Genomic DNA, 18,493 nt, shown 5'->3' with positions numbered 1-18,493 from the left:
GGCGCGCATTATGGTCGCGCCGATTTTTTACCTCGGGTACCCTTAAGGTTTGAACGCATGGCCATTGCGAGCATGACCGGCTTCGCCCGCGAAGCCGGCATCACCGGTTCCTATCAATGGGCCTGGGAGATCAAGACCGTGAACGGACGCGGGCTCGAAATCCGGGTGCGCACGCCTTCCGGCCTCGATGCAATCGGCGAAGAGGCGCGCAGCCAGATCCTCAAGGCGCTCACCCGCGGTCAGGGGCAGCTGAATCTCTCCCTCAGCCGCGCCTCCTCAGCCCCCAAGCTGCGCGTGAACCAGGAGGTTCTGCAATCGCTGCTCGCGGCGGTGGGCAATCTCTCGCTCCCGGACAATGTGAAGCCCGCCTCCCTCGATGGCCTGCTCTCCGTCCGCGGCGTCGTGGAGCTCGACGAGGATGCGGTCGATCCCGCTCAGGACGAGGAACTGGCCGGAGCGCTGAAGGCGGAAATCGGCGGTCTGGTCGATGCCCTGAAGAGCGCACGCCTGAAGGAGGGACAGGCGCTGGTCGCCGTCCTCAACCAGCATCTCGATCTCATCTCCCGCCTCGTGGCCGAGGCCGAGGCGTCACCCGCCCGCAAGCCGGAAGCGATCCGCACGCGGCTTCAGGCGCAGATCGCCGAACTCACCGACGGTAAGGCGGCGCTCGATCCCAACCGGCTTCACCAGGAAGCGGTGCTGATCGCTGCCCGCGCCGACATCCGCGAGGAACTCGACCGCCTGCGCGCCCACGTGGACGCCGCCCGCGGCCTGCTGGGGGAGGGCGGACCGGTGGGGCGGCGGCTCGATTTTCTGGCGCAGGAATTCGGGCGTGAGGCGAATACCCTCTGCGCCAAGGCGAGCGACGTTTCCCTTTCGCGGACCGGCCTCGAGCTGAAGGCCGTGATCGAGCAGTTCCGCGAGCAGGTTCAGAATGTGGAGTAAGGGCCGTGAGCGCTGAAATGAAATCCCCGGTCGGTCGTCGCGGCCTCATCCTGATCCTGTCCTCGCCCTCGGGTGCGGGGAAGACCACGCTCACCAGAAGCCTTGTGGATGACCGGGCCGGCGTGCTGTCGATCTCGGTCACCACGCGCCCAAAGCGTCCCTCGGAGATCGACGGAAAGCACTACCATTTCATCGATGTTGAAGAGTTCATGGCGTTGCGCGATCGCGATGAGCTTCTGGAATGGGCCGAGGTGCACGGCAACTTTTACGGCACGCCGCGCAAGCCTGTAGAGAAGGCGCTCGCCGGCGGCCAGGACATGATTTTCGACATCGACTACCAGGGCACCCGTCAGGTGCGCCAGAAGCTGCCGGAAGACGTGGTGACCGTCTTCATCCTGCCTCCGAGCTTCAAGGAGCTGAAGGCCCGGCTGGAGCGGCGTGCGGAGGACGCTCCCGAGGTGATCCAGAAGCGCCTGGCCAATGCGCGCGTCGAGATGGAGCGCTGGGTCGAGTACGACTACGTGATCGTCAACGAGGATCTCGGTGCGTCCTTCCAGAGCCTGAAGGCTATCCAGGCGGCGGAACGCCTCAAGCGCGACCGCCTCGTCGGCCTGCCCGAATTCGTCCAGGGCCTGCTGGCAGAGAAGCTGGACTGAAGCCTAAGAACCCGCGCTCGCGCCTATACCAGCGCGAGCGCGTTTCGGCGCGCGTGGCGTGCGATGGCGTGCTGGATCAGCACCTCCATGAGCGCGCCTGCCGGCAATCCGCCGGCTTCCCAGAGCTTCGGATACATGCTGATCGCCGTGAAGCCGGGCAGGGTATTCACCTCGTTCACGTATAGGGCATCCGTCCGCTTCGGGTCGACGAAGAAGTCGACCCGGGCCAGCCCCTCGCAGTTCAGGACCTTGAACGTCTCGACCGCGAGGCCCCGGATGCGGTCCGCCTCATCGGGCGCAAGATCCGCGGGAATGCGCAGGAGAGCCCCGGCCGCATCGATGTACTTGGCGTCGTAGCTGTAGAAGCCGTGATCGGCTGCAGGCACGATCTCGCCGAGCGGTGAGGCGCGGACCTCACCCGAAGCGTCTTCGAGGACGGAGCATTCGATCTCGCGCGCGCCCGTGACGCTGCGCTCGACGAGGAGCTTGCCGTCATAGCGGAAGGCACGCTCGCAGGCTTTCTCAAACTCCTCGGCGGAGGTGGCCCGGGAAACGCCCACGGACGATCCCATATTGGCGGGCTTGATGAAAAGGTCGGGTGTTCCGAGTGCGTCGACCGCCGCACGGTAGTCTAGGTTCTTGCCCGCCGTGAGCGTCAGGTAGGGGACTACGGGCAATCCGCTGTCGCGTAGCAGGCGCTTGGCGACATCCTTGTCCATGCTGGCTGCAGAGCCCGTGACGCCCGAACCGACATAAGGAATGTTCGCGAGTTCTAGGCTGCCTTGAACCGTCCCATCCTCTCCATTGGGTCCATGGAGGACGGGCACGACCGCATCGAGGCGCAAGGTGCCCGCTTGCGAGGAATCGTGCAGAACGATCATCTCCCCATGGCCGCCGGGGAGCAGGGCGACCTGGGGCGATCCTTCGGGAATTTCAAGGGATTGTGCGCCTCGTCCCGCGCCGTTTCCGTTGTCGCACAGGAGCCAGCGCCCGTCCCGGCCGATCCCGATCAGCACGACCTCATAGCGGTCGGGGTCGAGGGCGCGGAGCACATTGGCCGCCGACAACTTCGAAACCTCGTGCTCCGCCGAGCGTCCGCCGAACAGCAGCCCGATTCTCTTGCGCGGCTCCATCATGCCCATCCTCCCCGGAGTGGCCCGCCGGGGCCACCCCTCTAACAAGATCATTGGAGAGGCGGGTTAAGGTCCCGTAAAGGAATTCCACCTGCTCCACAGGTCCAGATAGGCGCGGCCGCGCGGCGGGCGAGCATGACGCTCGGCTTTTCTAGGCAGCTGTGCGGGAATTGGGCTCCAGTTCCGCCAGGAGCGTGCCGGTGTCCACGACTGTGGCGAATTCCTCGTGAAGGTCGCTGAGGGCGGAGGCATGGACCTCGGCGGCCGACCGGATCCGTCCGTCGAGTCCCTTCCGCTCGAAGGTGGCGGTGGCATCCGAGACCACATAGGTGTCGAAGCCGAGATTGCCGGCCATCCGCACGGTGGTGGAGACGCAGTGGTTGGTGGTGAGCCCGACGATGACGAGGGCTGTGATGCCAGCCTTTCTGGTATCCGCTTCCAGAGAGGTGCCAATGAAGGCGCTGTTGACCGTCTTCCAGTAGAGCCGCTCACCCTCGACAGGCATTGCCTCCGGCTTCGTCAGGATGCCGGCCTCTCCCCGCCGGAAGGCTCCGGTGGGGGAGGCCGATTCATGGTGTACGTGGATGACCGGACGGCGGCTCGCTCGCCATGCAGCCAGCAGACGGGCGATATTCCCCTCGGCCTCGGGATTGTTGCGCTGGCCCCAGCGAGGCTGGTCGAAGGCCTGTTGCACATCGATGACGAGGAGGGCGGCGTTGTCGGGAAGGTGGATCATGTGAGGGTCTGTTCCGGGTCGGGGCGGCGGCATTCGGCATTCAGCATCTGATTAGCTGAGCTTATATCAGTCCCGCACACCCAAGCGGTCGGCATCAAGGTATCCGAGGTCGCGAAGCAGGTGATCGGAGAGTTCGTGGGGGTAAAGTGCCATCACCTTGGCCTGTCGGAAGGGGATGCCCAGGAGGCGCTTCACGAAGGCGAAATATCCCGTAAAGATACGGCTTTTCAGGGTCATGGCGGGTGTCATGGGACTTCTCCACGACGCCGGGGAGTGTTCCGGCGTTCTGTGGATTGACATAGTCCTGCGCGTGCTGCTCTACAAAATGAAACTGAAGGCCGTTTCATAAGCTGGATTTATGCATGTCCCTGCAGAAGCTGCCCCCCATGAGCGCCGTGCGCGTGTTCGAGGCCGCCGCCCGGCTCCAGAGCTTCACGCGGGCCGCCGAGGAACTCGGCATGACCCAGGCCGCCGTGAGCTATCAGATCAAGATGCTGGAGGACCGTCTTGGTGCGCCCCTTTTCACGCGCACCACACGGCAGGTCACACTGACGGAGACGGGCAGGCGCTTGGCGCCGTCCATCACCGAAGCCTTCGAGCTGATGCGCAAGGCGTTCCAGGCGGTCGCGGAAGGCGAAGAGACCGTGCTGGCGATCACCGTGTTGCAGACCTTCGCCGCAAACTGGCTCGTGCCGCGTCTCGGCAGCTTTCAGCTGGCCCACCCCAATCTCGCGGTTCGCCTCGACAGCTCGATGGGCGTCGTCGACCTGATGCAGGGCGAGTTCGACGTAGGCATCCGAAGCGGCAGGGGCGACTGGCCGGGGCTTGAGGCGCACATGCTCTTTGCCAGCACCTTCGTGCCCGTCTGCAGCCCGCAGCTCATCGAGCGTGCCGGCGGCCTCGAAAAGCCGGCGGATCTCCTGAAGCTGCCTCTGCTCAGCCCGCGCGATCCATGGTGGGCGCACTGGTTCGACATGGCGGGCGTGCCGGACGCCAGGCTCTCGAAAGGACCTGACCTGAATCTCGGGACACAGTTGCTTGAAGGTGCTTCGGCGCTGGCCGGGCATGGCGTCGCGATCATCACCCCGGCCTTCTTCGCCCAGGACCTCGCGGCGGGTCGCCTTGTCATCCCCTTTGACATCGTCGCCGAGGATGGGCGGAGCTACTGGCTCGTCTACCCAAAGGCGCGGGACCACGTCCCAAAGATCCGCGCCTTTCGCGACTGGCTGCTTGAGGAGATCAGGGCCTCGGGCGTCCGCTGCCCGCCGGTCGACCCTCTCGCACGACCTTCACGCTCCGTAGCGGCCTAGACAGGTCTGGATCTGGCGGCATCGAAAGCGTTGGCGAGGGCCACATAGCCTTCCACCGGCACGTTCTCGGCCCGGATTGTCTCCTCGAGACCTGCTGCGGCGATGATCCCGGCGGGATCCTGCGCAAGGGATTTCAGGCTCTGACGCAGCATCTTGCGCCGCTGGCCGAAGGCAGCGCGGGTCACGGTCTCCAGCGCGCCGATGCGGCAGGGCAGGGGATTGGGGCGGGGGGTCAGGTGGACCACGCTCGACGTGATCTTCGGCGGCGGCACGAAGGCGGAAGGTGGCACATCAAAGAGAATACGCGCTTGCGTCCGCCAGCCGCAGAGAACGCCAAGCCTGCCGTAGTTCTTCGGGTCCTCCTCGTCGGCCACGATGCGCTCGGCGACTTCACGCTGGAACATGAGGGTCAGCGAATCCCACCAGGGCGGCCATGCTTCGCCCGTGAGCCAGCCGGTCAGGAGCGCCGTGCCGACATTGTAGGGCAGATTGGAGATGATCCGCACAAGCCCATCGCCGACCATAGGACGCGGATCGAACTCCAGCGCATCGGCCTCGATCACCTCGAGCCGCCCGGGGTAGCGAGCTGCAATTTCCGCAAGCGCCGGCAGGCAGCGGCTGTCGCGTTCGATGGCGATCACCTTCCGGGCGCCCGCCGCCAGGATGGCTCGGGTCAGGCCGCCGGGACCGGGACCCACCTCGATGACGGTTGCCTCCTCCAGGGGGGCCGCGGAACGGGCGATGCGGCTCGTCAGATTGAGATCGAAGAGGAAGTTCTGACCGAGCGACTTCTTGGCGATCAGCCCGTGGGTCCTGACAACTTCGCGCAGGGGCGGCAGGTCATCAATCTGGCTCATGGGCGATGCGCTCCCGCGCCGAGGCGTGCGGCGAGCCTGATCGCAGCGATCAGGCTGTCAGGTCGTGCGATGCCCTTGCCTGCGATGTCGAAGGCCGTGCCGTGATCGGGCGAGGTGCGCACGAAGGGAAGCCCCAGGGTCACGTTCACCCCGTCATCGAAGGCGATGGTCTTGATCGGAATGAGCGCCTGGTCGTGATACATGGCGAGCGCCGCATCGTAGCGGGCCCTGGCCCGGCCGTGGAACATGGTGTCCGCTGGAAGGGGACCTGTCACATCGATCCCATCGCGCCTGAGGATCTCGACCGCCGGGACGATGACATCCCTGTCCTCCAATCCCATGGCGCCGCTTTCCCCCGCATGCGGGTTGAGACCGGAGACTGCAAGGCGTGGATGCTGGATGCCGAATTTCTTCCGCAGATCTCGCGCAACGATCCGCCCGGTGAGGACGATCAATTCCGTCGTCAGGATGGCAGGAACGGCGGAGAGGGGGACGTGGACGGTGACGGGGACGACCGCGAGTTCCTCGCTCCAGAGCATCATGACCGGGTGATGGGCCTGACCATCACCTTCAGAGGCAAGCGCAGCCAGGAACTCCGTGTGACCGGGGTGCCGGAAACTTGCCTCGTAGAGGACGTGCTTGGCGATGGGATTGGTGACCAGCGCCGACGCCTGACCACTTCGGACCAAGCGCACAGCCGTCTCGATCGATTCGATCACTGAGGGAGCACATGCCGAATCCGGCTCGCCGGGGCGGGTGGAAACGGACGAGGAGAGGGGGATGACAGGGAGCGCATGGAAAAAGGCCGGTGACGCTTGTCCAGGCTCGACTTTCGCGATAGGAATATCCCACCCATAGCCCTTCGCGACCCGCTCCATGTGGCCGGGATCGGCAATGACGGCGAAAGGCGGCAGTGAGACTTGGCTACGCTGCAGCCAGGCTTTAAGGGTTAGTTCTGGCCCGATCCCGGCTGGATCGCCTTGCGTGATGACGAGGGGAAGGTCCTCTAATCCGGTCACTAGTTGGCGACACCATCTTCGGAGCCGGCACCATCCAAATTCTGCGAAATCGTTGCTTCGCCAAGAGTTCGCAATTCGAGTCGCAGTGAAACGGTGTGGTTCCGATCCTTCTCGCCAGAATACACGGCAACGTCCCGTGGCGTCATCGTGTAGTTGACCGAGAATGTCGTACACTCGTCAATGTAGCCCATGCCGACGGATAAGGAACTGACGGACGCATAATTCTGACGGTTATAGACGGCGGTCTCCGGGTTGGCCGTATACTGCGCCAGGAATGTGTCGCGCGCCCTCAGATACCGGTCAAGATCCAGGAGGATGGAGCCGGAGATGTACCAGTTTGGCGTAATATCCCATCTCGCCGATGTCAGAATGCCTTCTCGCGGGTAAACGAAACCAATCTCAGGCTGTGCGTCGTAACGCGCATAGGTCACAGAAGTCGAGAGGGGTACGAGTGGATTGAAGTTGGCCCCTAACCCTGCTTCCAGGCGGCTGAGCCCGAAATCCTCTTGATCGAGGCGTGCACGCGTGACGAAGGAGAAGTTCTGGTTGGGTGAGATCTGTAGGCGGCCGACGTAATCCGATGTGCGGGACTCAAGACCTGACTCCAGACCGACATTGGCAAGATCGCCCTGGCGGAAAGAGTTGCGACCGGCGAGCTGGTAAGACTGTCCGAACAGCACATTGGCATAAAAGTCGTCCGCACCAGTGACGGTATATTGCAGGCCCACATTAGCGCGGACGCCGCCCTCCGCACGGTCGTAGCCGGAGAACTTGTCCCATTCGAACAGGGACGTATCATCGAAGACGAGGCTCTGCGCATCCTCGTTAGGAAGACGACCGATCCTTGTCTCATTCGGGCGCGCGATGATCTGCGCGATAGGCTCAAGGATCTGCTGGCCCGAGGTGCCGAGGCTGGCAACGAGAGGAAAACGGTACTCGAGACCGATGGCCGGTGTGGCGCGGAACAGGTAATCGTCCTCGCCATCGATGAAGTTTGCCAATTCATAGTTCTGGTAACCATTAAAATCGGGTGCGATCCAGAACTGGTCCGCGCGTACATAGGCGAAAGGAGTCCAGACTTGGCCAACAGGGTCGATGAATTCGCGTCGCCATGAGGCCTGAACCGAGGCGCGCGATACCGAACCGCTGATCCCGCGCACTATGCAGGATTCGGGCGAGAAGATAGCGCAGGTATCATAGGGGCCGAAGATAGTGGGCCGTTCCTTGGTCGTCGACTCGAACTGGGCGGCTTCACGCGAGAGGCTTGTTACGTTCACGTCGAGGCTGAATTCGCCGCCGATCCCGGAAGGCGTAATGCGCTTGTTGTAGTCGAGAACAGGGGCGACGATAGGCTGCTGCTTCTGCCAGTCGGATGTCGACAGGCCCTGAAAATAGTATCCGCGTAGATCAAAGAAGGACCGGTCCCCTTGCCCTTGGAGGTAAAGAGTCGACACCGATTCCTTCAAGTAGAGTGAGCTAAGACTCTCGCTTCGGATGCTGTAATTGTGCAGGAACCACTTGTCCGAAACGAGTGCGATATCCCAGCCCCATCTCCAATTCTGGTTGATGTAGAACTGACCGGTCGTTTCAAGGGAGCCGCGGAACTCGCGGTCGCCGGGACCATATGGGCTGTCCAGGAATGCATCGGAGTCGAGCTGCGAAATACCGGCCGCACGGATGTTGTAGGCACCGGTCTCGAGCCGATGGCGCCATTCGACTTGGCCAAGGAGGCCCTGACGGCTGAGATAGGTTGGCGTGATAGTCAGGTCGTAGTTCGGGGCAATGGCCCAGAAGAACGGGACGCCCAACCCGAAGCCGAGGGTATTGGAGTAGACGTAGCGTGGAGAGAGGAAGCCCGTCTTGCGTTTGACGGTCGGATCCGGAGTCCAGAAATAGGGCAGATAAGCGACAGGCAGTCCGAAGAGCTCGAGGCGCGCATCCTCGTAATAGATCGTCTGCTCGGTGTTGTTGTGGATGATCCGGGCGGCCTTGACCTGCCAGAGCGGTGGCCTCTCCGGGTTGTCCTTACAGGGTTCGCAGGCTGTGTAGGTGCCGCTCTCGAAAACGGTGGTCTCGCCCCCAGAGCGCTCTGCGCGCGGAGCGGAGAAACGCGTCGTCACGGGCCGGCCGTTATCCACGGTGGATTGAACGACCCTTAGAGAATCGATGAAGCCGTCCCGGAAGTCGTCCGTGAGCTCAAACCGGTCGCCCGTCGCGACGGTGCCGCTCGCATCGGTGAGGCGGGCGTTCCCTTCGGCGAAAACGCGGCCCGTATTCCGATCATAGATGACCCGGTCGGCCTGCAGGGTCCGGCCCTGGTAGTTCATCTGAACATCGCCGGAGGCCGAGATCGTATTCTTGTCGTTGTCGTAGACGATTTCCTGAGCATCGACCAGAAGCCGGTCCTGGCCCGAGGAGGACTGGACCCGCGAGGTGATGGCTTCATTCAGGGACTGGGCAAGGGCAGGCGTGGACCCGGCGGCATAGGACAAAGCCACCGCGACCGCAGATGTCGCGATCGTTGCCTTGAGCCGTTTCATCCTCACTCCTTGCCCCACGCTCGTATCGTCGGACGGATCAACCGTCTTCTTGGTATAGTAAAGCCAAAGTCCCCAACAGGCTGCCGACGACGGCAGGGAACCAGGCGGCAATGACCGAGCTGATGATTCCCGAAGCTCCAAGCTCCGCCATAAGCTCAGTGGCGACATAAAGCACGAACCCGGCTGCGACGCCACCCAGAACCATCATCGCGACGCCGCCGAATCGAAAGAATCTTAACGATACGGATGCGGCCACGAAAACCATGGCGATGAAGAGAAGAGGCCGCGCCAGGAGGATGTCGTAATGAAGGCGGTAGGCTGTGGTATTTATATCAGCCTGCTCCATGCGTTGGATCGTGTCCTTCAGGCTCCAGAAGGGCACCGAATCCGGGTCGATGAAGCTCTGCCTTACCTGACTGGGCTCAAGGCTTGAGGCGATCAGATAACGGTCATGGGATCGTGGCTCTTCCGTTGCGGAGAGGACCCGGGCCTCCTTCAACTCCCAGAAGCCCTCATGCAGGGTGGCCTCCTTGGCCTCGATCCGCTGCGTGAAGGCTCCCGAATGGTCGAAGGCATAGACCGTCACGCCTGATAGGGCAGCGGCGCCGCTGACGGAGCCTGCCGCCCGGAAAACGGCCTGCCCGTCCTGGCTCTTCTGGCGGAGCCAGATGACCTTCCCGCGGCTTTGGGAGGCACCAGAGAAGACTTTCGTTTCCAGGTCGGAGGCGCGCTGCTTCAGGATCGCCGAGAGCGGATTGTAGACCGTGACCGAGCCGATGCCGATGGCCAGGGCTACGAACAAGCCCGGCTGAAGGAACTGCCATGCCGAAACGCCGGCAGCTCGGGCGACCACGAGTTCGAGCTTGCGGCTCAGCTGCAGGAGCGCCGCCATGCTGCCGAAGAGAACCGCGAAGGGCATGACCTGCTCGGCAATGGCCGGGGTGCGGAAGAGGGCTAGCTGCGCCATCAGACCGGCCGTCGCGCCTTCCGTATCGCCGGCCCGGCGCATGAGCTCCACGAAGTCCAAGGTATAGACGAGGGCGAAGACGGTCGCGAAGACCATGAAGATGGTCTTCAGGAACTGCCGGGAGAAGTAGAACCCGAGGGTAGGGCCGATCAGCATCGTCAGGCCTTTTGAGGCGCAGGGTTGCGGGAGGAAAGCAGGCTTTTCCCGAGCGCGCCGATTTTCAGTTTCATGGACCGCATGGCAGGCCCTTGAAGAATGAGCATTAGACAGACGGCGATGGCAGCCAGCGGCGCGCCATAGACGCCTATGACGGCCGCTTCCGACCTGACCACTGCGCTGGAGGCCGCAAACCCGATAATCCGCAGCAGGACAACGCCGATCACTGCGACGGCGATGGCGAAGCCCCGGCCCTGGCGGGTGGTGCGAGGGTCCCCCAGAGCCGCAAAAGCGATCATCATCATGGCGAGCGGATAGAGCCAGGATGAAAGCCGTTCATGCAGTTCGGCCCGGAAGCGGCCTTCCTGCGCCTTGTAGAGAAACTCGTCCTTGTCCGGGAAGAGAAGTTGGGTCGTGTTGCGCTCGCGCGGCTTATAGATGATGTCCCCACCTTCCTGGTTGAACGCCGAGAGGTCGACCGCGTAGCGCTCGAACGCCACGATGGACGAGTCGCGGCTGTTGGGCTCCTTGCGATGAACGCTGCCTTTCTCGAGCACGAGATAGGCTTGACCATCCTGTTCGACCGTCTGGCCGCGCTCGGCAAGATAGACGATGGCCTTGTCCTTATCTCGCTGATCTTCCATGAAGATTCCGAGAAGAGCATCGCCCGAGCGCTCGCGGTAGTGGAACGTGATGCCGTTCTCCAGGGTAATGAACTGGCCCTCCTTGGCCATGGTCGCCACGAAGTCGGCCCGGATCTTGGTGAAGAGGTTCCGCAGTTCCTGAAAGCTCGCGGGCATGACGTAGATCGTGATGACCCCCACCACGATGCTGATGAAGGCTGCCAAGGTAAGAAATGGCCTCAGGAGGCGACGGGGCGGCATGCCGGCCGCGCTCATGACGATCAGCTCCGAATCGCCGTTGAGCTTGTTGAGGGTGTAGATCGTGGCGAGGAACAGGGCGACTGGTGAAATGACGTTGATCAGCGCCGGAAGAGAGAGACCCGTCACGGTCAGGAAGATGAAGAGCGTCTGCCCCTTGCCTGTCAGCAGGTCGAGCTCGCGCAAAGCCTGCGTGATCCAGATAACCCCGGTCAGGGCGATGAGGCACGCAGCAAAGGCCGTAAAGGCAATCTTTAAAATATAGCGTTCGAGAAGTGTCATGAGCCCTTCGCCCCCCGGGCGCGAGTCACCTTCGGTAGCCTGTCCCTTGCCCCCAGACAAGGTCGGCCGCTCCCCAACAGCCTGTGATTATGCCCCTTTCACGGCAGAGCCTGGGTGATCCCGCACACAATCTGTTGTATGTCACCAAAAGTCGCATCCGGCTAAGCCGGTCTGTAGAGCATTGAATCAAGAGGGTTTCATGGCCGACAGCTACAAGATCGAGTTCCAGGCGCATGGCAGCGTCGAGACGGGGGATCTCATTGTCTTCGTGGGAGAAAACCTCAAACCGACGCCGGCGGTCGCCAAACAGATCGGCTCGAAGGCTGTGGATCTCATCGCCAAGGCTGCGGCGGCGGAGAGCTTCAAGGGCAAGGCCAAGTCCTCCATGGCCATCCTTGTTCCTGCGGGCCTTTCCGTCGACCGGCTCATCGTGATCGGGGTGGGCGGCGAGAAGGACAAGGCTGAGATGGACTGGGTGCAGCTCGGGGGTCTGATTGCCGGCAAGGCTAACGGCAAGACCGCGACCGCCGTGCTGGATCTGCCCGGGACCGAGGTGACGCCCGATGCGGTTGCAGACATTGCCCTCGGTGTTCAGCTGCGTCGCTACAAGTTCGACCGCTACAAGACCAAGAAGGACAATGACGAGAAGAAGAATCGTGCCGGCCGACTGCTCCTGAGCGTTGCCGACCCTGCTGCGGTGAAGAAGGTCTACAAAGCGCGCGAGGGCGTACTCCAGGGCGTGGTCCTAGCCCGCGACCTCGTCAACGAGCCGCCGAACGTGCTGGGACCGGTCGAGTTCGCAGCCAAGGCGGAGGCTCTCACGAAGCTCGGCGTCGAAGTCGAGATCCTCGACGAGAAGGCCATGCGCAAGCTCGGCATGAATGCCCTTCTCGGCGTGGCACAGGGCTCCGTACGCGGCGCGCGGGTCGCCGTCATGCGCTGGAACGGCGGCAAGGCGGCCGATAAGCCCGTCGCCTTCATTGGCAAGGGTGTCGTCTTCGACTCCGGCGGCATTTCGATCAAGCCGGGCGCGGGCATGGAGGACATGAAGGGCGACATGGCGGGCGCGGCCTGCGTGGTCGGCCTCATGCACGCCCTGGCAAGCCGTAAGGCGAAGGCCAATGTGGTGGGTGCCATCGGTCTCGTGGAGAACATGCCGGACGGCAATGCCCAACGTCCCGGCGACATCGTCACCACCATGTCCGGCCAAACCATCGAGATCATCAATACGGATGCCGAGGGCCGCCTCGTGCTGGCAGACGTGCTCTGGTACATCCAGGACCGGTTCAAGCCCAAGTTCATGATCGATCTTGCGACCCTCACCGGCGCGATCCTCGTGGCTTTGGCGCAGGAATATGCCGGCCTCTTCTCGAACAACGATGAGCTTTCCGATCGCCTGACGGCGGCCGGAAAGGCCACGGGCGAGCGGGTCTGGCGCATGCCGCTGGGACCCGAATTCGACAAGATGATCGACTCCAAGTTTGCCGACATGAAGAACTCGGCAGGCCGCCATGGCGGTTCGAGCACGGCAGCGGCGCTGCTCCAGCGCTTCGTAAACGACGTGCCTTGGGCGCATCTCGATATCGCTGGCACCGCCATGGGCTCGCCGCACAACGAGATCAACAAGGGCTGGAGCTCGGGCTGGGGCGTGCGCCTCCTCGACCGGCTTGTCCGCGATCATTACGAAGGGTAATGTAACTTCATGACGAAGGGATTGGACGGCAGGGCAGAGGTCTTCGCGGCGTTGAGGGAGCTGGCCGCTCCCTATGCCGCTGGTCCTTTCGTCCTGACCGCCGATACCTCCGACAGCTACATCGTCGAGGCGAACAAGCCCTACCGCGGCAAGCCGACATCGCCGTTCATCTGGATCAAGAATGGGCGCGCCTACGTCGCCTATCACCTGATTCCGCTCTACGAGCATCCGGAACTCGGCGAGGGCCTGTCGGACGCCCTGCAAAAGCGGCGGCAGGGCAAGACCTGCTCCAACTTCAAGACGCCGGATCCGGATCTTTTCCAGGAGCTGAAGGAACTCACGGCCCGCTGCGCCGCGACAGTCGGCACGGGCGGTTGAGGAGATGGCGGAAATCCTCTTTTACCACCTCCAGCACCAGCCTCTCGAGGCCGTGCTGCCCACGCTTCTCCAGAAGACCCTGGAGCGGGGCTGGCGCGCGGTTGTGCAGGTGACGACAGAGGAGCGCATGGCCGCCCTCGACGATCATCTCTGGACATTCTCGGACGAGAGTTTCCTGCCGCACGGCACGGACCGGGAGGCGCATGCGGCGGATCAGCCGATCCTCATTACGCTCGCCAGCGGTAATCCCAACAGCGCCTCCATCCGCTTCCTTGTGGAGGGGGCCGACCTGCCGGAGGACATCGACAGCTATCAGCGCCTGGCGATCCTCTTCGACGGCAATGATGTCCAGGCGCTCGCCCTTGCCCGCGATCAGTGGCGCGCCGTCAAGGCGGGCGGGCACGATGCAACCTATTGGCAGCAGGACGACCGCGGGCGCTGGCAGCGCAAGGCGTGACGTAACGCCCCCGAAGGGTGGACCGGAGGGCATGCTCCCCCATCTGTAGGGGACCATGAGGAAATCCCCGATGATCCGAGCCCTTCGCCTGCCTCTCTATGCAGCCCTGTGCCTGTCCCTCGTCATGCCTTTCGCTGCCGGCGCTCAGGAGCAGGGAAGTCGCGAGCAGCAGAATACCGAGAGGCAGGAGGCCCGCCGGTCCCAATCGGAGACGCGGCTGCCGCCGCAATCCGTCACGCGCCATACCCTGGAGCTCCCCGGTCGGACGCTGGAGGTCACGGCAACCGCCGGCAGTCTGACACTCACCGACCAGCAGGGAAACCCGCAGGCCGATATCGGCTATGTGGCCTACACGCGGGACGGCGCCGAGCCTGGGGCGCGGCCGGTCACCTTCGCCGTCAATGGAGGGCCGGGGGCTTCCTCAGCCTATCTGCATCTTCTTGCCATCGGGCCCTGGCTCCTGCCCCTGGATGGGCCGTCCATAAGCCCCTCGGCACCAGCGGCGCTAATCCCCAATCCTGAGACCTGGCTCGATTTCACGGACCTCGTCTTCATCGACCCGCCGGGGACCGGCTATAGCCGGATCGTTGCCGGGGGCGAGGCGCGGGAGCGCTTCTACTCAGTCGAAGGAGACATCAACGGCCTTGCTGCCTTCGTCACGCGCTGGCTGAAGGAGAAGAACAGGCTCGTTTCGCCGAAATTCTTCGTGGGCGAGAGCTATGGGGGATTCCGCGGGCCGCTCCTGGCGCAGAAGCTTCAGAGCGACCAGGGGATCGGGCTCAGCGGCCTCGTCCTCGTCTCGCCGGTTCTCGATTTCGACTGGATCGAGTCGAGCCCCAGCGCGCCTTGGGCCGATGCTGCGCGGCTGCCGTCGCTTGCGGCCGCAGCCCTGTCGCGCAAGGGTCCGGTCTCGCGGGCGATGCTACAGGACGCCGAACGCTATGCCTCGGGCGAGTATCTCGTCGATCTCGTGCGCGGGGTGCAGGACAAGGAGGCGCTGGAGCGCGTGAGCCGCCGGGTGGCCGAACTGACGGGCCTCTCGCCTGAACTCACCCGCAGCCTTTCCGGGCGGATCGACATGCGCGCCTTCCAGCGGGAGGCGCGGCGCGGCACGCTGGAGGTTGTCAGCGCCTACGACACCAATGTGGCAAGCGCCGATCCCAACCCGGACGCCTATTTCTCACGCTTCGACGACCCCGTTCTCGAAGGCATGACCGCGCCTCTCACCAGCGCCATGCTGGATCACCTGACGCGGACCCTGAACTACAAGGCCGAGGGGCGCTACAACCTGCTGAACGGCTCCGTCAGCGGCTCCTGGCGCTGGGGAGGCGGGCGCACAGCCCCCGAGAGCCTCAGCGAGCTACGGCAGGCGTTGGCCCTCGACGGCAATCTGCGGGTTCTCGTGGCCCACGGCTTCACGGATCTGGTGACGCCGTACTTCGCCTCACAGCTCCTCCTGAACCAGATTCCCGATCTGGGGCCGGAGAACCGCATCGCGCTCGAGGTTTACGAGGGCGGCCACATGTTCTATTCGCGCCAGGCATCGCGGCAGGCCTTCCGGAATGACGCGCAGCGGCTGTACGAGCAGGCCCTGCAAGCTAGGGGGCCCGAGAACGGGGATTGAGGGGCATGCAGATGAAATTTCCGGCGGGTCTGTTGCTCGCAGCGCTCGGGCTTGCGGCCTGCAACGGCTCAGGCACGAGGACCCAGGTTGCGGCCGTGCCCGCCCCCACGCCGCCTGCCGTGGCCTCAACCGGCCCGGTGATCGACGGGCCGGTACTCGGCCCGGACGGGCAATGCACCGGAAGTCCCGCGGGCACGGCGACGGCCATCGAGCCCGGCATCACGGAATGCGACCTCGTCCGCCTGAAGGGGAAGCCCGCCACCGATGTCCTCGTCGGCGAAAGCGGCAAGGGCCAGCGCGAGGTCCAGGTGCTCTATTCCGAGCCCGGAGGGCGGGAGCTGTACTTCTTCGTGAACAACAGGCTCGACCGGGTCGTGAAGCCGTAAGGCCGACCATCAGGAAGCCACCCGGTAGCACCCTCTCGGTCATGCCGCTGGCGGTCAACCGGTTGTCCCATCAGTAATCGTCATAGCGGCGGTAGTAGGGGCGATCATAGTCCCGATATCCCCGATCCCAGTCGCGGCGCGGCCTGCGGTAATCGTCGTCATAGCCGCGGTAGCCTCTGTCGAACCCGCGGGCGACGTAGGAACAGCGCTTGACGATTCCCGGGGCAGGATCGCCGAAGACCCTGTTCGAGCAGGGAACACCGCGTCCCTGGACGAACATCTCGACGCTTCTTCCCGGCACGCCATAGACGACGGTGGTCGGATAGGGGACGCGGCAAAATCCGTTCTCCCGAGCGCAGGGCACCAGCCTCTGCGCCTGGGCTTCCGGGAGGGCCGCGAACATCCCTCCGGTGGCGACCAAAGCTGCCAATAACATGCGAGGCATGTCCGTTCCCCATGGTGAGCGCAGCACGATCTGTGCCTCTCATCGGTGAACGCTGCAGCGACGCTCGGGATCCCTGTCCAGCCGTCAGGCGCTCGCTGCCTCGATCTCCCCGCTGACAGTCAGCCATTCTTCCTCGATGGAAGCGAGCGTGGAGGCGGCTTCTGCCCGCATCTTCGAGAGTTCCGTCGCCTTCACAGGGTCTTTCTGGAAGGCAGTGCCGTCGGCAAGCGCCGCGTCCACCTTGCCGATCACTTCGGTGAGCTTCGCCATCCGGGCCTCCAGCGCCTCCAGCTTCTTGCGCAGGGGCGCGAGCGCGACCCGGCGCTCGGCGGCGGCGCGGCGCTCGTCGACCTTCGAGGGGGAGGAGGCCTGGGGCTTTTCGATGCGCTTCTGGGGATCGAACTCGCCCGAGAGCACGAGCTGCCGGTAATCGTCCATGTCGCCGTCGAAGGGCTTCACCGTGCCGCCGCTCACGAGCCAGAGCCGGTCCGCACAGGCCTCGATCAGGAAACGGTCGTGGCTCACCAGGATGACGGCGCCGGAATAGTCGTTGATCGCCTCCATCAGGGCCGTGCGGCTGTCGATGTCGAGGTGGTTCGTCGGCTCGTCGAGGATGAGCAGGTGAGGGCCCTCGAAGGCGGCGAGCCCCATGAGCAGGCGGGCCTTCTCGCCGCCGGAGAGCGCCGAGACCGGCGTGTCGGCCTTTGCGCCGGGAAAGCCCATCTGCGCCGCACGAGCGCGGATCTTCGCGACAGGGGCGTCCGCCATGCGCTCGGCTACATGGTCGTAAGGGGTCGCCTTCGGGTTCAGCTCGTCGAGCTGGTGCTGGGCGAAATAGGCCACATCCATCTTGGTCGGGCGGCGCACCTCGCCCTTCATGGGGTCGAGACGTCCGCCGATGAGCTTGCAGAAGGTGGACTTGCCGTTGCCGTTCGAGCCGAGGAGCGCGATCCGGTCGTCCGGCGAGATGGTGAGGTTCAGCCGGTCGAGAACCGTCCGCTCGCCATAGCCCGCGGCGGCGCTCTCGATGGCGAGCAGGGGCGGCGCGACGGGGCGTTCGGGATCGGGCAGGTTGATGGGGAGGACATCGTCCTCGATGATGGTGGCGATGGGCTCGAGTTTCGCCAGCCTTTTCACGCGGGACTGGGCCTGGCGCGCCTTCGAGGCCTTGGCCTTGAAGCGGTCCACGAAGGCCTGAAGGTGCTTGCGCTCGGCCTCCTGCTTCGCCGCCATCTTGGCGGTCAGCTCGCGCTTCTCCGCATATTGCTTGGCGAAGGACGTATAGCCGCCGCGATAGATCGAGAGCTTCGCCCGGTCGAGATGCAGGATATGGTTCACGCAGGTGTCGAGCAGTTCCCGGTCGTGGCTGATGATGAGAACCGTGTGCGGGTAGCGTGCGAGATAGTCGTAGAGCCAGAGGGTGCCCTCGAGATCGAGGTAGTTCGTCGGCTCGTCGAGAAGCAGCAGGTCCGGTTCGGTGAAGAGCACGGAGGCCAGCGCCACGCGCATCCGCCAGCCGCCGGAAAAGGCCGAGCACGGGCGGTTCTGGGCGTCCGCATCGAAGCCGAGGCCGTGCAGGATCGCCGCTGCTCGCGCCGGGGCGGAGTGGGCGCCGATGTCGGTGAGCCGCGTTTCGATCTCGGCCCGACGGAAGCCGTCGGCGGTCTCTGCCTCGGCGAGAAGGCGGGTGCGCTCGGTGTCCGCCGCCAGCACCACCTCGACCAGCGTCTCCGGCCCGCCCGGCGCTTCCTGGGCCACGGCCCCGATCTTCACATTGCGGGGCAGGCCGATGCTGCCGCTCTCGGCTGAAATCTCCCCCTGGATGATCCGGAACAGGGTGGTCTTGCCCGCGCCGTTCCGGCCGACGAGCCCGACCTTCGCCCCGGTCGGAAGATTGAAGGAGGCATGGTCGAGGATCAGCCGGTCGCCGATGCGGTAGGTCAGGTCGTTGACGTGGAGCATGCCGCCTTTTGGCGCGTGCGCCGTCGTCTGGCAAGGTGCCTGGGGACATGACCGGTGGAGGTGGGC

At 64.1% G+C, this 18,493-nt stretch carries 18 protein-coding genes; 8 read left to right on the top strand and 10 right to left on the bottom strand.

Annotated features, from left to right (window positions below; translation table 11 throughout):
- The first annotated feature begins 57 nt into the window (after positions 1–57).
- Both LG661_RS07155 and gmk read left to right on the top strand, forming a co-directional pair.
- Complete coding sequence (locus tag LG661_RS07155; RefSeq protein WP_230531190.1) at positions 58–945, top strand: YicC/YloC family endoribonuclease; 888 nt, start codon at positions 58–60, stop codon at positions 943–945.
- 17 nt (positions 946–962) lie between these two features.
- Entirely contained in the window at positions 963–1,601 is a 639-nt protein-coding gene (gene gmk / locus LG661_RS07150; protein WP_230531214.1) for a guanylate kinase, read from the top strand.
- A gap of 23 nt (positions 1,602–1,624) precedes the next feature.
- Here gmk and LG661_RS07145 read toward each other — a convergent pair whose 3' ends face one another.
- The 3 genes from LG661_RS07145 to LG661_RS07135 all read right to left on the bottom strand — a co-directional run bounded on the left by LG661_RS07145 (position 1,625) and on the right by LG661_RS07135 (position 3,719).
- A complete protein-coding gene (locus LG661_RS07145) occupies positions 1,625–2,737 on the bottom strand; it encodes a D-alanine--D-alanine ligase family protein (RefSeq protein ID WP_230531189.1) in 1,113 nt (370 codons plus the stop codon).
- A 148-nt stretch (positions 2,738–2,885) separates the two neighbouring features.
- On the bottom strand, positions 2,886–3,470 hold the full coding sequence (locus LG661_RS07140) for a cysteine hydrolase family protein (RefSeq protein ID WP_230531188.1): 585 nt from the start codon (positions 3,468–3,470) through the stop codon (positions 2,886–2,888).
- Positions 3,471–3,536: 66 nt separating this feature from the next.
- On the bottom strand, positions 3,537–3,719 hold the full coding sequence (locus LG661_RS07135) for a hypothetical protein (protein ID WP_230531187.1): 183 nt from the start codon (positions 3,717–3,719) through the stop codon (positions 3,537–3,539).
- A 113-nt stretch (positions 3,720–3,832) separates the two neighbouring features.
- Here LG661_RS07135 and gcvA point away from each other — a divergent pair, with 113 nt between their 5' ends.
- Positions 3,833–4,780 (top strand): transcriptional regulator GcvA, encoded by a 948-nt coding sequence (gene gcvA, locus LG661_RS07130; RefSeq protein WP_230531186.1) that lies wholly within the window; start codon positions 3,833–3,835, stop codon positions 4,778–4,780.
- Here gcvA and rsmA read toward each other — a convergent pair.
- Genes rsmA through lptF form a run of 5 tightly spaced genes read right to left on the bottom strand, consistent with a single transcriptional unit; the run spans position 4,777 to position 11,482 of the window.
- Positions 4,777–5,637, bottom strand: coding sequence for a 16S rRNA (adenine(1518)-N(6)/adenine(1519)-N(6))-dimethyltransferase RsmA (rsmA, locus tag LG661_RS07125; RefSeq protein ID WP_230531185.1), 861 nt, complete (start codon positions 5,635–5,637; stop codon positions 4,777–4,779). The genes gcvA and rsmA overlap by 4 nt on opposite strands.
- A complete protein-coding gene (gene pdxA / locus LG661_RS07120; RefSeq protein ID WP_230531184.1) occupies positions 5,634–6,656 on the bottom strand; it encodes a 4-hydroxythreonine-4-phosphate dehydrogenase PdxA in 1,023 nt (340 codons plus the stop codon). The genes rsmA and pdxA overlap by 4 nt, the downstream gene beginning before the upstream one ends.
- Positions 6,656–9,196, bottom strand: a complete 2,541-nt coding sequence (locus LG661_RS07115; protein ID WP_230531183.1) for an LPS-assembly protein LptD — start codon at positions 9,194–9,196, stop codon at positions 6,656–6,658. The genes pdxA and LG661_RS07115 overlap by 1 nt, the downstream gene beginning before the upstream one ends.
- A gap of 37 nt (positions 9,197–9,233) precedes the next feature.
- Positions 9,234–10,319 carry an LPS export ABC transporter permease LptG gene (lptG, locus tag LG661_RS07110; protein WP_230531182.1) on the bottom strand — a complete coding sequence of 362 codons (1,086 nt, stop codon included), beginning with the start codon at positions 10,317–10,319 and terminating at the stop codon, positions 9,234–9,236.
- A 2-nt stretch (positions 10,320–10,321) separates the two neighbouring features.
- Positions 10,322–11,482 (bottom strand): LPS export ABC transporter permease LptF, encoded by a 1,161-nt coding sequence (gene lptF, locus LG661_RS07105; protein ID WP_230531181.1) that lies wholly within the window; start codon positions 11,480–11,482, stop codon positions 10,322–10,324.
- A gap of 199 nt (positions 11,483–11,681) precedes the next feature.
- Here lptF and LG661_RS07100 point away from each other — a divergent pair, with 199 nt between their 5' ends.
- From LG661_RS07100 to LG661_RS07080, 5 genes are all read left to right on the top strand, one after another.
- On the top strand, positions 11,682–13,175 hold the full coding sequence (locus LG661_RS07100; RefSeq protein WP_230531180.1) for a leucyl aminopeptidase: 1,494 nt from the start codon (positions 11,682–11,684) through the stop codon (positions 13,173–13,175).
- A gap of 9 nt (positions 13,176–13,184) precedes the next feature.
- Entirely contained in the window at positions 13,185–13,553 is a 369-nt protein-coding gene (locus LG661_RS07095) for a hypothetical protein (protein ID WP_230531179.1), read from the top strand.
- A gap of 4 nt (positions 13,554–13,557) precedes the next feature.
- Positions 13,558–14,010: a DNA polymerase III subunit chi gene (locus LG661_RS07090; protein ID WP_230531178.1), complete on the top strand. Its 453-nt coding sequence runs from the start codon at positions 13,558–13,560 to the stop codon at positions 14,008–14,010.
- A 70-nt stretch (positions 14,011–14,080) separates the two neighbouring features.
- Complete coding sequence (locus LG661_RS07085) at positions 14,081–15,634, top strand: S10 family peptidase (RefSeq protein ID WP_230531177.1); 1,554 nt, start codon at positions 14,081–14,083, stop codon at positions 15,632–15,634.
- An 11-nt stretch (positions 15,635–15,645) separates the two neighbouring features.
- Positions 15,646–16,020 carry a hypothetical protein gene (locus LG661_RS07080; protein WP_230531176.1) on the top strand — a complete coding sequence of 125 codons (375 nt, stop codon included), beginning with the start codon at positions 15,646–15,648 and terminating at the stop codon, positions 16,018–16,020.
- A 70-nt stretch (positions 16,021–16,090) separates the two neighbouring features.
- Here LG661_RS07080 and LG661_RS07075 read toward each other — a convergent pair whose 3' ends face one another.
- Positions 16,091–16,423: a hypothetical protein gene (locus LG661_RS07075; RefSeq protein ID WP_230531175.1), complete on the bottom strand. Its 333-nt coding sequence runs from the start codon at positions 16,421–16,423 to the stop codon at positions 16,091–16,093.
- A gap of 126 nt (positions 16,424–16,549) precedes the next feature.
- Positions 16,550–18,427 carry an ABC-F family ATP-binding cassette domain-containing protein gene (locus LG661_RS07070; protein ID WP_230531174.1) on the bottom strand — a complete coding sequence of 626 codons (1,878 nt, stop codon included), beginning with the start codon at positions 18,425–18,427 and terminating at the stop codon, positions 16,550–16,552.
- Between the last annotated feature and the right edge of the window lie 66 nt (positions 18,428–18,493).

The organism is Microvirga roseola (genome assembly GCF_020866965.1).
In the GTDB taxonomy this organism is placed as follows: Bacteria; Pseudomonadota; Alphaproteobacteria; order Rhizobiales; family Beijerinckiaceae; genus Microvirga; species Microvirga roseola.
The sequence above is the reverse complement of the archived record's forward strand: the minus strand, read 5'-3'. Positions and strand labels throughout refer to the sequence as shown.

Excerpts from the sequence above, each read along its gene's own strand:
- LG661_RS07155 (WP_230531190.1), top strand. The coding sequence starts at position 58 with ATGGCCATTGCGAGCATGACCGGCTTCGCCCGCGAAGCCGGCATCACC.
- gmk (WP_230531214.1), top strand. The coding sequence starts at position 963 with ATGAAATCCCCGGTCGGTCGTCGCGGCCTCATCCTGATCCTGTCCTCG.
- LG661_RS07145 (WP_230531189.1), bottom strand. The coding sequence starts at position 2,737 with ATGATGGAGCCGCGCAAGAGAATCGGGCTGCTGTTCGGCGGACGCTCG.
- LG661_RS07140 (WP_230531188.1), bottom strand. The coding sequence starts at position 3,470 with ATGATCCACCTTCCCGACAACGCCGCCCTCCTCGTCATCGATGTGCAA.
- LG661_RS07135 (WP_230531187.1), bottom strand. The coding sequence starts at position 3,719 with ATGACACCCGCCATGACCCTGAAAAGCCGTATCTTTACGGGATATTTC.
- gcvA (WP_230531186.1), top strand. The coding sequence starts at position 3,833 with ATGTCCCTGCAGAAGCTGCCCCCCATGAGCGCCGTGCGCGTGTTCGAG.
- rsmA (WP_230531185.1), bottom strand. The coding sequence starts at position 5,637 with ATGAGCCAGATTGATGACCTGCCGCCCCTGCGCGAAGTTGTCAGGACC.
- LG661_RS07115 (WP_230531183.1), bottom strand. The coding sequence starts at position 9,196 with ATGAAACGGCTCAAGGCAACGATCGCGACATCTGCGGTCGCGGTGGCT.
- lptG (WP_230531182.1), bottom strand. The coding sequence starts at position 10,319 with ATGCTGATCGGCCCTACCCTCGGGTTCTACTTCTCCCGGCAGTTCCTG.
- lptF (WP_230531181.1), bottom strand. The coding sequence starts at position 11,482 with ATGACACTTCTCGAACGCTATATTTTAAAGATTGCCTTTACGGCCTTT.
- LG661_RS07100 (WP_230531180.1), top strand. The coding sequence starts at position 11,682 with ATGGCCGACAGCTACAAGATCGAGTTCCAGGCGCATGGCAGCGTCGAG.
- LG661_RS07095 (WP_230531179.1), top strand. The coding sequence starts at position 13,185 with ATGACGAAGGGATTGGACGGCAGGGCAGAGGTCTTCGCGGCGTTGAGG.
- LG661_RS07090 (WP_230531178.1), top strand. The coding sequence starts at position 13,558 with ATGGCGGAAATCCTCTTTTACCACCTCCAGCACCAGCCTCTCGAGGCC.
- LG661_RS07085 (WP_230531177.1), top strand. The coding sequence starts at position 14,081 with ATGATCCGAGCCCTTCGCCTGCCTCTCTATGCAGCCCTGTGCCTGTCC.
- LG661_RS07080 (WP_230531176.1), top strand. The coding sequence starts at position 15,646 with ATGAAATTTCCGGCGGGTCTGTTGCTCGCAGCGCTCGGGCTTGCGGCC.
- LG661_RS07075 (WP_230531175.1), bottom strand. The coding sequence starts at position 16,423 with ATGTTCGCGGCCCTCCCGGAAGCCCAGGCGCAGAGGCTGGTGCCCTGC.
- LG661_RS07070 (WP_230531174.1), bottom strand. The coding sequence starts at position 18,427 with ATGCTCCACGTCAACGACCTGACCTACCGCATCGGCGACCGGCTGATC.